Source organism: Roseovarius sp. MBR-78 (assembly GCF_040547535.1).
Taxonomy (GTDB): Bacteria; Pseudomonadota; Alphaproteobacteria; order Rhodobacterales; family Rhodobacteraceae; genus Roseovarius.
In genome coordinates, this window is record NZ_JBEPPX010000002.1 from 118,392 (window position 1) to 133,413 (window position 15,022).

At 67.3% G+C, this 15,022-nt stretch carries 18 protein-coding genes; 7 read left to right on the plus strand and 11 right to left on the minus strand.

What is annotated here, in order from left to right; genetic code table 11:
- Both ABIE58_RS02180 and ABIE58_RS02185 read right to left on the minus strand, forming a co-directional pair.
- Positions 1 to 2,880 carry a monovalent cation/H+ antiporter subunit A gene (locus tag ABIE58_RS02180; protein ID WP_354543036.1) on the minus strand — a complete coding sequence of 960 codons (2,880 nt, stop codon included), beginning with the start codon at positions 2,878 to 2,880 and terminating at the stop codon, positions 1 to 3.
- Between the two features lie 175 nt (positions 2,881 to 3,055).
- Positions 3,056 to 3,538, minus strand: coding sequence for an RNA pyrophosphohydrolase (locus ABIE58_RS02185; protein ID WP_354543037.1), 483 nt, complete (start codon positions 3,536 to 3,538; stop codon positions 3,056 to 3,058).
- Positions 3,539 to 3,673: 135 nt separating this feature from the next.
- Between ABIE58_RS02185 and ABIE58_RS02190 the strand changes: the two genes are divergently transcribed.
- On the plus strand, positions 3,674 to 4,309 hold the full coding sequence (locus ABIE58_RS02190; RefSeq protein WP_354543038.1) for a glutathione S-transferase family protein: 636 nt from the start codon (positions 3,674 to 3,676) through the stop codon (positions 4,307 to 4,309).
- Positions 4,310 to 4,382: 73 nt separating this feature from the next.
- On the plus strand, positions 4,383 to 5,231 hold the full coding sequence (locus ABIE58_RS02195; RefSeq protein ID WP_354543039.1) for a DMT family transporter: 849 nt from the start codon (positions 4,383 to 4,385) through the stop codon (positions 5,229 to 5,231).
- Here ABIE58_RS02195 and ABIE58_RS02200 read toward each other — a convergent pair.
- The gene (locus ABIE58_RS02200) at positions 5,221 to 5,664 is read right to left on the minus strand and encodes an NUDIX domain-containing protein (RefSeq protein ID WP_354543040.1); all 444 of its coding nucleotides are present in this window, start codon (positions 5,662 to 5,664) and stop codon (positions 5,221 to 5,223) included. The genes ABIE58_RS02195 and ABIE58_RS02200 overlap by 11 nt on opposite strands.
- A gap of 177 nt (positions 5,665 to 5,841) precedes the next feature.
- Between ABIE58_RS02200 and ABIE58_RS02205 the strand changes: the two genes are divergently transcribed.
- Positions 5,842 to 6,420 (plus strand): nitroreductase family protein, encoded by a 579-nt coding sequence (locus tag ABIE58_RS02205; RefSeq protein ID WP_354543041.1) that lies wholly within the window; start codon positions 5,842 to 5,844, stop codon positions 6,418 to 6,420.
- On the plus strand, positions 6,417 to 7,121 hold the full coding sequence (locus ABIE58_RS02210) for an EI24 domain-containing protein (RefSeq protein WP_354543042.1): 705 nt from the start codon (positions 6,417 to 6,419) through the stop codon (positions 7,119 to 7,121). The genes ABIE58_RS02205 and ABIE58_RS02210 overlap by 4 nt, the downstream gene beginning before the upstream one ends.
- Here ABIE58_RS02210 and ABIE58_RS02215 read toward each other — a convergent pair.
- Together ABIE58_RS02215 and mce are read right to left on the minus strand one after the other, a co-directional pair.
- Complete coding sequence (locus ABIE58_RS02215) at positions 7,090 to 7,371, minus strand: DUF1467 family protein (RefSeq protein WP_354543043.1); 282 nt, start codon at positions 7,369 to 7,371, stop codon at positions 7,090 to 7,092. The two genes, ABIE58_RS02210 and ABIE58_RS02215, sit on opposite strands and share 32 nt — an antisense overlap.
- Entirely contained in the window at positions 7,371 to 7,775 is a 405-nt protein-coding gene (gene mce, locus ABIE58_RS02220) for a methylmalonyl-CoA epimerase (RefSeq protein ID WP_354543044.1), read from the minus strand. Before mce ends, ABIE58_RS02215 begins: the two co-directional genes overlap by 1 nt.
- A 150-nt stretch (positions 7,776 to 7,925) precedes the next feature.
- On the opposite strand from mce, the gene ABIE58_RS02225 reads away from it, so the two are divergent.
- Positions 7,926 to 8,630: a response regulator gene (locus ABIE58_RS02225; protein ID WP_354543045.1), complete on the plus strand. Its 705-nt coding sequence runs from the start codon at positions 7,926 to 7,928 to the stop codon at positions 8,628 to 8,630.
- Positions 8,631 to 8,922: 292 nt separating this feature from the next.
- On the opposite strand, the gene ABIE58_RS02230 is transcribed toward ABIE58_RS02225, so the two are convergent.
- Complete coding sequence (locus ABIE58_RS02230) at positions 8,923 to 9,618, minus strand: FG-GAP repeat domain-containing protein (protein ID WP_354543046.1); 696 nt, start codon at positions 9,616 to 9,618, stop codon at positions 8,923 to 8,925.
- A 4-nt stretch (positions 9,619 to 9,622) separates the two neighbouring features.
- The gene (locus ABIE58_RS02235) at positions 9,623 to 9,946 is read right to left on the minus strand and encodes a 2Fe-2S iron-sulfur cluster-binding protein (RefSeq protein WP_354543047.1); all 324 of its coding nucleotides are present in this window, start codon (positions 9,944 to 9,946) and stop codon (positions 9,623 to 9,625) included.
- 130 nt (positions 9,947 to 10,076) lie between these two features.
- On the opposite strand from ABIE58_RS02235, the gene ABIE58_RS02240 reads away from it, so the two are divergent.
- Positions 10,077 to 10,439, plus strand: coding sequence for an OB-fold nucleic acid binding domain-containing protein (locus ABIE58_RS02240; protein WP_354543048.1), 363 nt, complete (start codon positions 10,077 to 10,079; stop codon positions 10,437 to 10,439).
- Between the two features lie 40 nt (positions 10,440 to 10,479).
- A complete protein-coding gene (locus ABIE58_RS02245; protein ID WP_354543049.1) occupies positions 10,480 to 10,989 on the plus strand; it encodes a peptidoglycan-binding domain-containing protein in 510 nt (169 codons plus the stop codon).
- A gap of 73 nt (positions 10,990 to 11,062) precedes the next feature.
- Here the strand turns inward: ABIE58_RS02245 and ABIE58_RS02250 are convergent, their stop codons facing one another.
- Genes ABIE58_RS02250 through ABIE58_RS02265 form a run of 4 tightly spaced genes read right to left on the minus strand, consistent with a single transcriptional unit; the run spans position 11,063 to position 14,977 of the window.
- A complete protein-coding gene (locus tag ABIE58_RS02250; protein ID WP_354543050.1) occupies positions 11,063 to 11,650 on the minus strand; it encodes a GNAT family N-acetyltransferase in 588 nt (195 codons plus the stop codon).
- Complete coding sequence (locus ABIE58_RS02255) at positions 11,650 to 12,912, minus strand: M16 family metallopeptidase (RefSeq protein WP_354543051.1); 1,263 nt, start codon at positions 12,910 to 12,912, stop codon at positions 11,650 to 11,652. The genes ABIE58_RS02250 and ABIE58_RS02255 overlap by 1 nt, the downstream gene beginning before the upstream one ends.
- Positions 12,909 to 14,297 carry a threonine synthase gene (gene thrC, locus ABIE58_RS02260; RefSeq protein WP_354543052.1) on the minus strand — a complete coding sequence of 463 codons (1,389 nt, stop codon included), beginning with the start codon at positions 14,295 to 14,297 and terminating at the stop codon, positions 12,909 to 12,911. The genes ABIE58_RS02255 and thrC overlap by 4 nt, the downstream gene beginning before the upstream one ends.
- A complete protein-coding gene (locus ABIE58_RS02265; protein ID WP_354543053.1) occupies positions 14,294 to 14,977 on the minus strand; it encodes an SURF1 family protein in 684 nt (227 codons plus the stop codon). Before ABIE58_RS02265 ends, thrC begins: the two co-directional genes overlap by 4 nt.
- Between the last annotated feature and the right edge of the window lie 45 nt (positions 14,978 to 15,022).

Here is a 15,022-nt window from a genome sequence, read left to right on the forward strand (position 1 = left end):
TCAGGCCCCTCCCCCGGCTTCATCGTCCTCGCGCGCGGGGTTCACATCCATCGGGTAGATGTTGACCGTCTCACCCGCGCGCCGCGCCATGCTCGACAGGCTTTGCAGCGCGAGCATCACTGCACCCACCACCGTCAGGAACACGCCAAGATCGAACCCCATCGCCGTGGCCCATTCGAATTCCTCGATCGGCGGGAAATGCAGATAGCCATAATCAGAGGTCAGGAACGGCCGCCCCGCAAGCCAGGCCCCGCCCCCCGTCATCGCCGCGATCAGCACGCCAAGTCCGATGGTGGCGTGATAGGTCACCCGCTGCCGCGCCTCCGCCCAGGCATAGCCCGAGGCCATGTATTGCATCACGAAAGCGATGGCGACGATCAGCCCGGCGATGAACCCGCCCCCCGGTTCGTTATGTCCGCGCAAAAAGATATAGGCCCCCACCATCAGCGCGATGGGCATCATCACCCGTGTGGCCACCACCATCATCAGCGGGTGGCGGTCGCCCGCCTGCCCCTCGGCGTTGGTGTCGGGGTCGAGCCGCGAGAGCCTGCGCCCGCCCTCGCCGCGTAGCACCGTATCGGTCAGCGCAAAGATCACCAGCGCCGCGATTCCCAGCACGATGATCTCGCCGAACGTGTCAAAGCCCCGGAAATCCACCAGGATCACGTTGACCACATTGGTGCCACCGCCGCCCTTGTAGGAATTGGCGAGGTGAAAGGCCGAGATGCTGTCAAAGGCGAAATCGCGCAGCATGATAGCATAGGACAATCCAGCCACCGCCGCGCCACCCCCAAGCGCGATCACACCATCGCGGAGCCGCCGCGCGCCGCTGCTTTCGGCGGGGGTCTCGCGCGGCAGGAAATTGAGCGCGAGCAACAGCAGGATGATCGTCACCACCTCCACCGATATCTGCGTCAGCGCCAGATCGGGGGCCGAGAAATAGACGAAGGCCAGCGACACCATCAGCCCGACGATCCCCAGCAGCACCAGCGCCGTGAACCGTGCCCGGTGATAGACCACCAAAAGCACCGTGGCCACCACCAGCAGCACCCAGCCCACCGCCGGGATCAGCGCCACCGGCAGCGGCGCGCGCGTGGGCTGTGCCATCCCGCCCGCGCTCCATGCAAACCAGCCCAGCACCGGCACCACCACCGCAAAGACGGCGGCGTTGCGCATCAGGCTGCCATCGTGCACCCCGTCGGTCAGCGCCGTTGCCGCCCGCGTCGCCGCCCGCGTCACCGCGTCGAACATGCGCTTGGCCTCGGGGCGCGGGGTGGCATTCCATAGCCGCATCAGGGGGCCATGCCCCGCCAGCAGCAGCGCACCGCCCAGCACCGCAATGACCGACATCCAGAAGGCGGGCACCAGCCCGTGCCAGTGATATATTTTCACATAAGGCTCTGCCCCTGTCACCGCTGCCGCCGCCACCCGCACCAGATCCCCGGCAAATGTCATCGGCATCAGCCCGATCAGCACCACCAGCACGGTCAGAAACGCAGGGGCCGCCCACATGCCGAAACCGGGATCATGCGGCTTGGCGGGGTAATCGCTGCGCACCGGGCCAAGGAAGACATGCGCGATATAGCGCAGCGAATAGGCCACCGAGAAGAGCGCGCCAAGCGTCGCCACCGCCCCCATCAGCCACGCCGGCCCGAACCACTGCGTATGCGCCACCTCTTCCAGCATCATCTCCTTGGACAGGAACCCGTTCAAGGGCGGTATCCCCGCCATCGACAGCGCCGCCACCGTGGCGATGGTAAAGGTGATGGGCATCAGGTGCCGCAGCCCCCCGAGCCGCTTGATGTCGCGGGTATGCGCCTCGTGGTCGATGATCCCGGCGGTCATGAAGAGCGCGGCCTTGAACGTCGCGTGGTTGATGATGTGAAACACCGCCACCATCGCCGCCGCCTTGGTGCCAAGGCCCAGAAGCATGGTGATCAGCCCGAGATGGCTCACCGTCGAGAACGCCAGAAGCGCCTTGAGATCGTCCTTGAAGAGCGCGATCTTGGCCGCCAACACCATGGTGATCAGGCCGGTCGAGGCAACGATCCAGAACCATTCCGGCGTCCCCGCCAGCACCGGCCACATCCGCGCCATCAGGAAAAGCCCCGCCTTCACCATCGTGGCCGAATGCAGGTAGGCCGAGACCGGCGTGGGTGCCGCCATCGCGTGCGGCAGCCAGAAATGGAACGGGAACTGCGCCGATTTGGTGAAACAGCCCAAAAGGATCAGGATCAGCGCGGGCAGATACATCGGGCTGGCCTGAATCGCGTCCTTCTGCGTCAGGATCACGCTGAGGTCATAGCTTCCGGCGATATTTCCAAGGATCAGCATCCCCGCGATCATCGCAAGCCCGCCCATGCCCGTCACCGTCAGCGCCATCCGCGCGCCCTGCCGCCCCTCGGGCAGGTGCTTCCAATAGCCGATCAGAAGGAAGGACGAGAGCGAGGTCAGTTCCCAGAACACCAGCAAAAGCAGGATGTTGTCCGAAAGGACAATCCCCACCATCGCACCCTGAAAGAGCAGAAGATAGGTATAGAACTGCCCCATCGGATCCTCGCGCGACAGGTAAAACCGCGCGTAAAGGATAATCAGCAGCCCGATGCCAAGGATCATGCCGGCAAACAGCAGCCCCAGCCCGTCGAGCATGAAATTGACGTTGAGGCCCAGCGAGGGCAGCCACTCGATCTGATATGTGAGCACCTCGCCGCGCATGACGGCGGGCACGCATAGCAGCAAGAGCGTCAGCGCAAGGATCGTGGCAGAGGCGGTAAAGGCGGCGCAGGTATTGCGCCCGGCCTGGATCATCAATCCCGGCAGCAGCGCGCCCAGAAACGGCAGCGCCGCGATGATCGGCAAGAACCCTGCGGCGGTTTGCATCCCGGCCTGCCCCCCTGTCCCGGTCCCGTGGTCCGCTCCTCATGCCGCAACCGGATGACCGGCGCGGGTCGGACCCTCTCGCGTTATCGATTCAGTATAGGGATGACCCCGCCCACAACAAGCCGATTCCGACACCGCATCAGGCAGAAACGGTGCAAAGGCCGGGGCCGCACGCTCAGATCCGGCTGTCGAACGCATCGAGCACGGCAGCATAGACCGCGCGCTTGAACGGCACGATCTGCGCCAGCAGATCACCGGGCGGCAGCCAGCGCCATTCGGAAAATTCCGGGTGGTCGGTGGCGATATTCACATCCCCGTCCTGCCCGAGAAAGCGCATCAGCACCCATTTCTGCTCTTGCCCGCGATAGCGCCCCTTCCAGATGCGCGGCACCAGATCGTGCGGCAGGTCATAGGCCAGCCAATCCTCGGTCACGGCCTCGATGCGCACCTTGTCGGGCGTCACGCCGGTTTCCTCGCACAACTCGCGCAGCGCCGCCTCGCGCACGCTCTCGCCCGCGTCGATCCCGCCTTGCGGCATCTGCCAGGCAGGCGCGTCACTGTCGATGCGCTGCCCGACAAAGACATGGCCGTCGCGGTTGACAAGCATCACGCCCACGCAGCGGCGATAGGGCAGGCGGGCGATCTCTTCGGGGGTCATGGCGGTCCTTTCCTCGGCGCGCAGACCCTGCGTCGCACCGCGCCGCGCGTCAAGCGGACAGAGTGGCAGAGTTGACATTTCCGGCGCGTGCCGCACCCTCTGACCAGAATGACACGCGACAGGAGGATACCCCAAATGGCTGACAAACCCGTTCTATACGGCTTCGACGGCTCTACCTATGTGCGCACCGTGCGCATGGTTCTGGCCGACAAGGGCATTGAGCATGATCAGGTTCCCGTGAACGTGCTCGAAGGCGAACCGCGCCAGCCCGCGCATCTGGAACGGCACCCGTTCGGCAAGGTGCCGGTGCTCGACATCGACGGGATGCGCCTGCGCGAAACCGACGCGATCTGCCGCTATATCGAGGATATCGCCCCCGATCCCGCGCTCATCCCCCAAGACCCCAAGGCGCGGGCGCGGATGAACGAGGCGATCGGACTGATCGACAGCTACGGCTATGGCGCGTTGGTGGGCGTCGCGGGCTATCACCTCTTCCCCGATTTCATCGGCGGCCAGAACGAGGACGCGCGTCAAAAGGCCATCGCCGATTCGCAAACGCTGCTGAAACTGCTGATGGACACCCGCGCCAAGGCCAAATGGCTGGCGGGCGATGCGCCGACGCTCGCGGATTACTTCCTCGGGCCGATCCTGTTCTATGTCTCGCTGACGCCCGATGCCGACGCGGTAATGGACGTGGCAGGCGTGCGCGACTGGTGGGACGCGATGTCGGCCCACGAGACCTTTACCCGCACCGCGCCCGATCTCGGCTGACCCGGCCACCGCGCGCGGGCGAAGCACCGATCCGTGACTATACCCGCGCGCGGCCACGCGCTATGCGTGGCTGATGCGCCTATTTGCCCTGACCGCCCTTACCATGATCGCCTTTGCCGCCAATTCGGTGCTGAACCGGATGGCGCTTGCGGGCGGCAGCATTGACGCGGCGAGCTTTGGCTCCATCCGCCTGATCGCGGGGGCGGTGATGCTGGGCGCGCTGTGTCTTGCCCTGCGCGGGCGGTTACGGCTCGGCGGCGCGGGGCGGGTGATGGGCGTGGTCGCGCTTCTGGTCTATATCTATGGTTTTTCCGCCGCCTACACCGCGCTCGATGCAGGGCTGGGCGCGCTCATCCTCTTTGGTGTGGTGCAGATCACCATGTTCGCGGGCGGCCTTGTGGCGGGCGAGGTCACGCCGCCGCGCCGATGGATCGGGGCGGCGCTGGCGCTGGCCGGGCTGGCATGGCTGCTCTGGCCCGGCGCGGGGCCGCGCATCAGCGTGCCGCATGGCCTGTCGATGGCCGCCGCCGGGGTGGGCTGGGGCCTCTACTCGCTCAACGGGCGGCGCGCGGTGGACGCGCTTCAGGCGACGGCGGCGAATTTCATCCTCGCCGCGCCCTTGGGCGTGCTGATCGGGCTGGCGCTATCCGCAGGCAGCGGCGGCACGCATATCGGCCCCGAGGGCATCGCGCTGGCGATCCTTGCCGGGGCGATCACCTCGGGGCTTGGCTATGCGCTGTGGTATCGCGTGCTGCCGGGGCTTGACGCATCGGTCGCGGCGGTGGCGCAACTCACGGTGCCGGTGATCGCGGTGGCGGGCGGCATGGTGTTTCTCGGCGAGGGCCTCGGCCTGCAAACCGTGCTTGCCAGCGCGCTGGTGCTGGGCGGCGTGGCGGTCTCGGTGCTGCGGTTCAGGGGCTGACGAGGCGTTCCAGCGGATCGTAGCCCATGCCCCGCGCAAAGGCCACGTCGCGCAGGCTGTCGGGCTTGACGCGCAGCGCCGCCATCTCGGCCTGCGTCACCCATTGGCGGCGGCTCACCACGCCCTCGGGGTCGCGCCAGTCCTCGCAGAGCGCGCCGCTGACGATGCGCGCGCGAAAGAACACCTCCACCTGATGAAATCCCGCCTCGGGCGCGTGGAACTCGTTGACAAGGCAGGGCGCGCCCACCGCGATCACCAACCCGGTCTCCTCGTGCACCTCGCGTATCAGGTTCTCGGGCAGCGAGGCATGGGCCTCGACCCCGCCACCCGGCGCGCACCACAGCGTGCTGTCGGCATTGGCAAAGGCATTGACCAGCAAGAGCCGCGCCTCCTCGACGATCACGGCGCGCACGGCAAGGCGGGGGACGGGCATGGGGCAGCTCTGGCTCACAACGGGGGGCTCGGCGGGATGTTTCGCGCCCGAGAACCCTTCCACGCGACCCCGGCCTGCGCAAGCCCCCTGCCCCCCCGCAAGCAAGGGGTTGACCCCGCGCGCCGGGTTGCCGACATGATGCCACCAACCGCCGCGACATAATCAAGGAGAGGCTTGATGCCCGATCCCGCCCCCGCCGCCCTGGCCTTTCTGCAAACCCGCCGGTCGCGCCCGGCCAAGACGCTCGGCCTGCCGGTGCCCGACCGCGCCGCCCTGCGCCCGCTGCTGGAGATTGCCCTGCGCTGCCCCGATCATAGCAAGCTCGAGCCGTGGCGGCTCGTGGTGCTGGAACGGGCCGCGCTGCTGCGCCTTGCGGCGCTGGTAGAGGGCTGCGGCGCGCGGCTGGACAAGATCGAGGCAGAGATCGCCAAGCAACGCGCGCAATTCGCCGAGGCGCATCTCGCCGTGGCGGTGATCGCCTCGCCCCGGCCCTCCGACAAGGTGCCCGCCGTGGAGCAGGCCGATTCCGCCGCCTGCGTGGCTTACGGGCTATTGATGGCGGCGCTGGCGGCGGGCTGGGGGGCCAACTGGCTCACCGGCTGGGCGGCCCATGATGCGGGCTTTGCGCAACAGGCGCTTGGCATCGCGGATCACGAGCGGATCGTGGGCTTTGTCCATATCGGCGCGCAAACCGCCACCCCGCCCGAACGCCCGCGGCCCGATACAGACGAACGCACCACCTGGATGGACGCATGATTTTCGCGGCCTTTCTCAAGACCCTCGGCCAATTGGGCGATCCGCGCTTTCGCCGAGTGCTGCTGCTGGGAATCGGGCTGACGCTGGCGCTTCTGGTGGTGGCCTATGCCGGGGTGCTGTGGCTGGTAAAGGCGACGGTGGGCGATACCACCGTTCTGCCGCTCATCGGCGAGGTGACATGGCTGGGCGACCTGCTGAGCGGGGCCTCGCTGTTTCTGATGGTGGGGCTGTCGGTGTTCCTGATGGTGCCGGTGGCCTCGGCGATCACGTCGCTGTTTCTCGACGAGGTGGCGCAGGCGGTCGAGGACCGCCATTACCCCGGCTTGGCCCCGGTGGCGGGCACGGGCTTTGGCGAGGCGCTCAAGGACACGGTGAATTTCCTCGGGGTGATCGTGCTTGCCAACACGCTGGCGCTGATCCTCTATGCGATCTTCACGCCGTTTGCGCTCTTCATCTTCTGGGGGCTGAACGGCTATCTGCTGGGGATGGAATATTTCACCCTCGCCGCCATGCGCCGCGAGGGGCGCGTTGCGGCCATTCGCCTGCGCAAGAAGAACCGCCTCACGATCTGGGCCGCCGGGGTGCTGATGGCGATGCCGCTCTCGGTGCCGCTGCTGAACCTGCTGATTCCGATTCTGGGCGCGGCCACCTTCACCCATATCTACCACGCTATCCGGCGGCGGGCGGGCCCATCCGGTTGAACATGTCGATATCGCGCACCGAGATCATCCCCGACAGGATCACATAGGCGCAGACCGCCCACAGCACAAAGGCGATGCCGGTGGTGATCCAGGCCTTTTTCTTCAGGTGATGATGCTCGGGCGAACCCGCATGTGTGCCGGGCACGATGCGACCCAGATCGCCCTGCGTCTGGATACGGATCGGCATCACCACGAAAAAGGTCAGGAACCAGATCACCACGTAGAGCACGATGGCCGACGTGATCCCCATCAGACCTGCTCCAGCTCGGTCAGGGTGCCGTTCATGTCCTTGGGATGCAGGAACAGGACCGGCTTGCCATGCGCGCCGATCTTTGGCTCGCCATCCCCCAGCACGCGCAGACCGCTGGCCTTGAGATGGTCGCGCGCCGCGAGGATATCCTCGACCTCGTAGCAGACATGGTGAATCCCGCCCGAGGGGTTTTTCTCCAGAAAGCCGTTGATCGGGCTGTCCTCGCCCAAGGGGTAAAGCAGCTCGATCTTGGTGTTGGGCAATTCGATGAACACGACCGTGACGCCGTGATCGGGTTCGTCCTGCGGCGCGCCGACCCTGGCCCCCAGCGCATCGCGATATTGCGCGCGCGCGGCCTCGAGATCGGGCACGGCGATGGCGACATGGTTGAGACGTCCGATCATGGGGCTCTCCTTTGCTGGCATGGTGGCGCTGTTATGGCGGCGACGGGCGCGAGAGGCAAGCGGGCGCGCCGCCGCAGCCACCCGTTAACCGCGCATTCATCAATGACGGGCCATGCTTTGGGCCTGAGCAAGCAAGAAGGGATCACCGCCATGCGCGATCACGACACCCTCGCCCCCCGGCCCGCCACGCAGGGCGGCGCGCGCCCGCTTCTGGGCATGACCGTCCTCGTGGTCGAGGACAGCCGGTTCGCCTGCGAGGCGCTGCGCCTCATGTGCCTGCGCAGCGGAGCGCGCATCCGCCGCGCCGACAGCCTTGGCGCGGCGCGGCGGCACCTGTCGGTCTATCGTCCGTCGGTGATTCTCGTCGATATCGGGCTGCCCGATGGCTCGGGGCTCGATCTGGTCGCCAGGCTGGCGCAGGCGCGACCGCGCATCGGCGTGATTCTCGCTATGAGCGGCACCCCGGATGCCGCCTCTGCGGCGCGGGCGGCGGGGGCGGACGGGTTTCTTGCCAAGCCGCTGGACAGTCTTGGCCTCTTTCAATCGGAAATCCTGCGCCACCTGCCGCCCGATCATGGCCCGCGCGGCCCGCGCGTGATCCCACTCGACAGCATCGCGCCCGACCCGCTCGCATATCGCGACGATCTCGATCACATGCGCGACCTGCTGGGCGATACCCCCGACGGCGCGGCGTTGGCCTATGCCGCGCAGTTCCTATCAGGCGTGGCGCGAGACGCGGGCGACAGCGCCCTTGCGCGTGCGGCCAACGGGCTGACAGGCCCCGGTGCGGTGGCCTGCCTTGCCCATGTCATCAGCCTCATAGATCACCGCCTCGCGGAGCGTGCGGTGCTCTGATATTGCGGCGTTCGGGGGTGCGGCTGGGGCGGAGGGATCGTTGCGGACGTTGCCGCTTGGGGATAAGCCGCGCGGTCGCTGGGCCGGGGACTAGCGATGCACCGGGGAGACGGCCACTTTATGCCAGCCAAACCTGTGTAACGCCTATAGGTTACGCGCCCTCTCAAAATCGCTAGGCCGAGGGACGGCCCAGCGATCGCGCGGCGGTGCCTGCGGCACCTTGCTTCCGCGCGGAGAAGGACTGCCAATGTCCCCTTCCACGCCCCCGGCAGACCATCACACCCATCCCGCCTCAGCGGCAGGCCAGCGCGGCGTCGAGCGTCTCGGGGCCGGAATAGTCGCCGATCACCACGCTGACCGCCTCTCCGTCGCGATACCGCGTTGCCACCACGTGCTGCCAGCCGCGCGCGGCGGTGATGATCTCGGGGGTCTCGCCGCAGGCCCGGATGCCGCCGGGGATGACATCCCAGCCGATCTTGTGGTTGGTCAGCCCCGGCACATCCGCCACATGCCCGAGCGCACCATCGCGGAACCGCCATATCCGCAACACCTGAGCAAGATGCGGGCGGTCGATATAGGCGATCTCCACCTCCCCGTCCCCATCCAGATCGGCGGCCCCGACCGGCGCAAGCCAACGGTTGCGCGTGCCGATATGGGGGGTCGCCGCGATGCGCCCCTCGGGGCCGTAGACGGCAAGCCGCGCGCCCTTGGTGAGGCTCGATTCCACCACGATGACTTCGACCGCGCCATCGCCGTCAAGATCGGCCAGACGCGGAGCGATATCCTCGAAAACCAGATGCAGCGGCAAGGTGATCCGCCGCGTCTCGCCATCGGCAAGACCAAGCACCAGCGCCCCCCATTCGCCCCCCATGCCCAGCACCCGGTGGCCATAGCGCTCGGTCGGATCGGCATAGCGCGCCGTCACCACCGCCTCTGCCGCCACCATGCCCGGCCACAGAAGTGCAGCAAGGACCAGCGCCGCGCGCATCACCTCAGATCTGGCGCTCGGGCATCTGCACCACGAGACCGTCAAGCGCATCGGTGACCTTCAACTGGCAGGTCAGGCGCGAGCGCGCGGGATCGGGCTCATAGGCGAAATCGAGCATGTCCTCTTCCATGTCCTCTCTCGCGGGCAGCTTCTCTACCCAGGTGGGATCGACATAGACATGGCAGGTCGAGCAGGCGCAGGCCCCGCCGCAATCGGCCTCGATGCCGGGGATGCCGTTATCGCGCGCGCCCTCCATCACCGTGAGGCCATTGGCCACCTCGACCTCGTGGCGCGTGCCGTTATGCTCGATATAGGTGATCTTCGCCATGATGCGGGATGCTCCTGTAACAACAATTCGAAGGATTACCTAGTCAACCCCCCTGCCCGAGGCCAGCCCCATTTGCCACGCGCGGGGAAAAAGTCTTGCTGCCGCGCACGCATGTTCTATCTTTGTTCACATGATGCACCCCCTGCCCCGCCCGCCTTCGGCCCTCATCGCCGCCCGCCTGCCCGAGGTGCCGCCGGGGCGGCGCGTGGCGGTGGCGGGGCTGGTGATCCTGCGGCAACGCCCCGGCACGGCGCGCGGGGTGGTGTTTCTCACGCTCGAGGACGAAACCGGGGTCGTCAATGTCATCGTCTGGCGCACCCTGTTCGAGCGGTATCGCCGCGCGGTGATCGCCGGGCGGCTCTTGCGTGTCACGGGCCGGGTGGAGCGGCAGGCTGGGGTGATCCATGTCGTGGCCGAGGAAATCGAGGATATCTCGCCGCTGCTCGACCGGCTGGCCGATGCCGCGCTTCCCCCGCGCGCACAAACCGGCTAGGTTTCGGCCGACAGCCCCAGCCCGGACCGATCCGCCGCCCATGCCCCGCCGCACAGCCTCCGCCCTTGGCCTTGCGCTCGCGCTCGCCGCCTGTCAGCCCCTGCCCGGCGCGCCGACGCCCCCCCCCGGCCTTGCCGAGGCCCCACCCGGCGCGCCGCCCGGCACCTGCTGGGGCAAGCAGGTCTCGCCCGCCGTGATCGAGACGGTCACCGAACAGGTGCAGACCGCCCCCGCCGTGACCGATGCCGGGGACCGCGTGCTGGTGCCTGCGCGCTACGCCACCGAGACCCGGCAGGTTATCGTCGAGGAACGCCGCGTGCGCTGGATCGAGACCCCCTGCCCCCAGATGCAAACCCCCGATTTCATCGCCTCGCTGCAACGCGCGCTGATCGCGCGGGCGCTTCATACCGGGCCGGTGACGGGGCGGATGGACGCGCGCACCCGCAAGGCTGTGCGGCGCTTGCAATCGGATCGCGGCCTCGACAGCGATATCCTCGCGCTCGACACCGCCCGCGATCTGGGGCTGGTGGCGGTGCCAAGGTCCGGCTGAGGCACGGGGACGCAACGCGGCAGGCGATGGCGCCGGGCAATGCAGACCACTCCCCCCGCGCCATCACCTGCTCTCAGCCCACTTCGGTTCGCCCCCGCCGATCCGCCCGCAGCGCGGCATAAAGCACATGCGTGCGCCAGCGTCCGTTGATCTGAAGATAGCTTTGCGCCACGCCCTCATATTTGAAGCCGCATTTCTCCAACAGCCCGCGCGAGGCCGCGTTCTCGGGCAGGCAGGCGGCCTCGATCCGGCTCAGGTCGAGCCGCTCGAACGCGTGATGGACCACGCCCGCGATCGCCTCCCCCATATAGCCCTGCCGCGCGTGAACGGCCCCGATCCAATAGCCGAGATTGCCCACCTGCGCCGGTCCGCGCCGGATATTGTCGAGCGTGATCGCCCCCAGAAGCGCGCCATCCTCGCGCCGAATCAGAAAGAGCGGCAGCGCGCTGCCCCCCGAAATAGCCCGCTGCGCCCACCACACCCGGTTGCTGAACGCCTTGCGCGACAGGTGATCGGGGGCCCAGGCGGGCTCCCACGGGGTGAGGAACGCGGCGCTTTCGGCGCGCAGTGCGCTCCAATGACGAAAATCCGCCATCACCGGCTGGCGCAGGGTCAGACGCTCGGTCTCGATCCTGACGGGCCGACGTGGCAGGAACAGCATCAGGCCGCGCGCCTCGCATCGAGGCTGGCAAGGTCCGGCGCGCCCGAGACCGGCCCGTATAGCGCCAGCGCCGCCGGGGCCTGCGCCACCGTGGTCTCGGCCACCCGCCGCACATCCCCAAGCTCCACCGCGTCGATCCGCTCGACCACCTCGGCCACATCGGGCACCCTGCCCCAGATCTGCAACATCCGCGCCAGCCGCTCGGCCCGGTTGCTGGGACTTTCCAGCCCCATCAGCAGCCCGGCCTTCATCTGCGCGCGCGCGCGCTCGACCTCCTCGATGCTCATGTCATCGGCGGCGCGCTTCATCTCGTCGATGGTGACATGCGCCAGCTCTCCGGTCGCATCCGCAGAGGTGCCCGCATAGATCGTCATCATGCCGGTATCGGCATAGGCCCCGGCCTGCGCGAAGATCGTATAGCAAAGCCCCCGCCGCTCGCGTACCTCCTGGAAGAGCCGCGACGACATCGAGCCGCCAAGTGCTGTGGCATAGATCTGCGCGGCATGGATATCGGCATGGGCGTAATCGGGGCCCTCAAAGGCCAGCGCGAAATGCGCCTGCTCCAGTGCCTTTTCGCGCCGCACCTCGCCGCCCGCAAATCGCGCGCGCGGGGCCTCGACCACGGGGGCGGGGGCCATGTCGCCGAACATATCCTCGGCCAGGCGCACCAGCACATCATGATCGACCGCCCCCGCCGCCGCCAGCACCATCTGGCCGGGCCGGTAATGGCGGTCCACGAACCCCTCCAGATCGGGCCGGGCAAAGCCGCGCACCCGCTCCTCTGGCCCCAGAATGGTGCGTCCCAGCGGGTGATCGGGATAGGCGCGCTCCTGCAACCAGTCGAAGATGATATCGTCGGGCGTGTCGAGCGCCTGCCCGATCTCTTGCAGGATCACGCCGCGCTCCACCTCGATCTCGCGCGCGTCAAAGGCCGGGTTGCGCAGGATATCGGCCAGCACATCGGTGGCCAGCCCCACATCGTTCTTGAGAACACGCGCGTAATAGGCCGTGACCTCGCGGCTCGTATAGGCGTTGATATAGCCGCCCACGTTCTCGATGGCCTCGGCAATCTCCAGCGCCGAGCGCCGCGCCGTGCCCTTGAACGCCATATGCTCGAGGAAATGCGCGATGCCGTTCTGCGCCGCCTCCTCGTGGCGGGCACCGGCCAGCACCCAGACGCCCACGGCGGCCGATTGCAGCCCCGGCATGGCCTCGGAGACGATGCGAAATCCGTTGGAAAGGGTGGTCAGGTTGACGCTCAATTGGTGATCCGTTCCTTGATAAGGGTCTCGATGGCGGCGAGGTCATTGGCGACCCGCGTCATGCGCTCTGCGCGGTCATACAGGTCCGCCATGCGCGCGGGCAAGGGGGGGTGGGTGCCGCTCGCGGCCTCCACCGCCGCCGGAAATTTCGCCGGATGTGCGGTGGCGAGCGTGATCATCGGCACGCCGGGCACGCGCTGCGCCTCTGCCACATGCACGCCCACGGCGCTATGCGGACACAGCAATTCGCCGCTTGTGGCAAGCGTCGCGCGGATCGCGGCTCGGGTCTCATCCTCATCCGCGCGCCCGCTATCGAACACCTCGCGCAGCGCCTGCAACGCGCCCTGGCTCACGGCAAACCCGCCCGCCTTCAACTCGTCCATCACCTGCGCCACCGCGCGCCCATCCTGCCCATAGGCATAAAACAGCGCCCGCTCGAAATTCGACGATACCTGGATATCCATCGACGGGCTGATCGTCGGAGCCACCCCATCGGGGCGATACTCGCCCGTGCTCAGGCAGCGATGCAGGATGTCGTTGCGATTGGTCGCCACCACCAGCCGGTCAATCGGCAGGCCCATGGCCCTCGCGATATAGCCCGCGAAAATGTCACCGAAATTGCCCGTGGGCACAGTGAAACTCACCTTGCGATCCGGCGCGCCAAGGCTCACCGCGGAGGTGAAATAATACACCACCTGCGCCAGCACCCGCGCCCAGTTGATCGAGTTCACCCCCGCCAGCCGCACCTCGTCGCGGAAGGTGAAATCGTTGAACATGTCCTTCACGCGCGCCTGCGCATCGTCGAAATCACCGTCAATCGCCAGCGCATGAACATTGGCCTCAACCGGCGTCGTCATCTGCCGCCGCTGCACTTCGGACACGCGGCCATGCGGGTAGAGGATGAACACGTCCACCGCCTCCAGCCCCCGAAACGCCTCGATCGCCGCCGAGCCGGTATCGCCGCTCGTCGCGCCGACGATGCACACCCGCTCCCCCGATCGCTTGAGCGAGGCCTCGAACATCTGCCCGATCAACTGCATGGCGAAATCCTTGAACGCCAGCGTCGGCCCGTGGAACAGCTCCAGCAGGAAGTGCCCCGAATCCAGTTGCTTCAAAGGCGCCCGCGCGGCATGGCCAAAGCCCGCATAGGCCCGCGCGATGATGCCGCGAAACTCGTCCTCGGTGAACGCACCGCCAAGATAGGGCCACATCACCCGGAACGCCGCCTCCTCATAGCTCACGCCCTCCAGCGCGCGGATATCATCGGCGCTCATCTGCGGGATGGTCTCGGGCAGGTAAAGCCCGCCATCGCGCGCCAGCCCGGTCAGCATCGCCTCCTCGAACCCCAGGACGGGGGCCTGCCCCCGCGTCGAGATATACCTCATGTCCCTGCCCCTTTCGCGGCGCGCCCCTGCCGCCAGATGAATGCCCCGGTCATCACCGCCCAGATCGCGGCCAGCGAAAACCATGTGATCGCGTAACTCAGGTGATCGTTCGGAATGTGGCCCGTATCCACCGGCAAGGGTGTCACGCCCGGCTCGGGCGGTGCCACCTCGCGCGCCACGATCAAGAGCGGCTCGGTGCCCAATTCACCGGCCATCTGCGCGATGTCGCGCGCGAACCACATGTTGCCCGCGACATCGTTTTCCGGCGTCGAGCTCAGCCGGTCATCGGGCCAGTGCAGGTTGCCGCGCACAGTCATCGCGCCCTCGGGCGTCGGAATCGCATCCTCGACCGCGATGAACCCGCGATCCAGCAACACACGCCGCCCACCGGTCTCCAGCGCGGATATGAGCCGATACCCCGGCCCCACCTGCTTGCGGCTCACCAGCACCCGCAGCACGCGCGGCCCGATCCTGCCCGTGGCCACCACCGGCAGATAGCGATCCGCCCCCGGCTCCACCACCTCGGGCAGCGCCACCGGCTCCGCCGACACCCGCGCCTCGATCTCGGCCAGAATACCCTCTTTCCAGGCCAGCCGCTCCAACTGCCAAAGGCCCAGCCAGACAAGCACCGCCACACCGGCAATGCCAAATATCAGGGGGATCAGAACGGTTTTCCGCATGGCTTGCCTTCAAACGGAAAATGCGGGGAAGGAAAACCCCCGCAT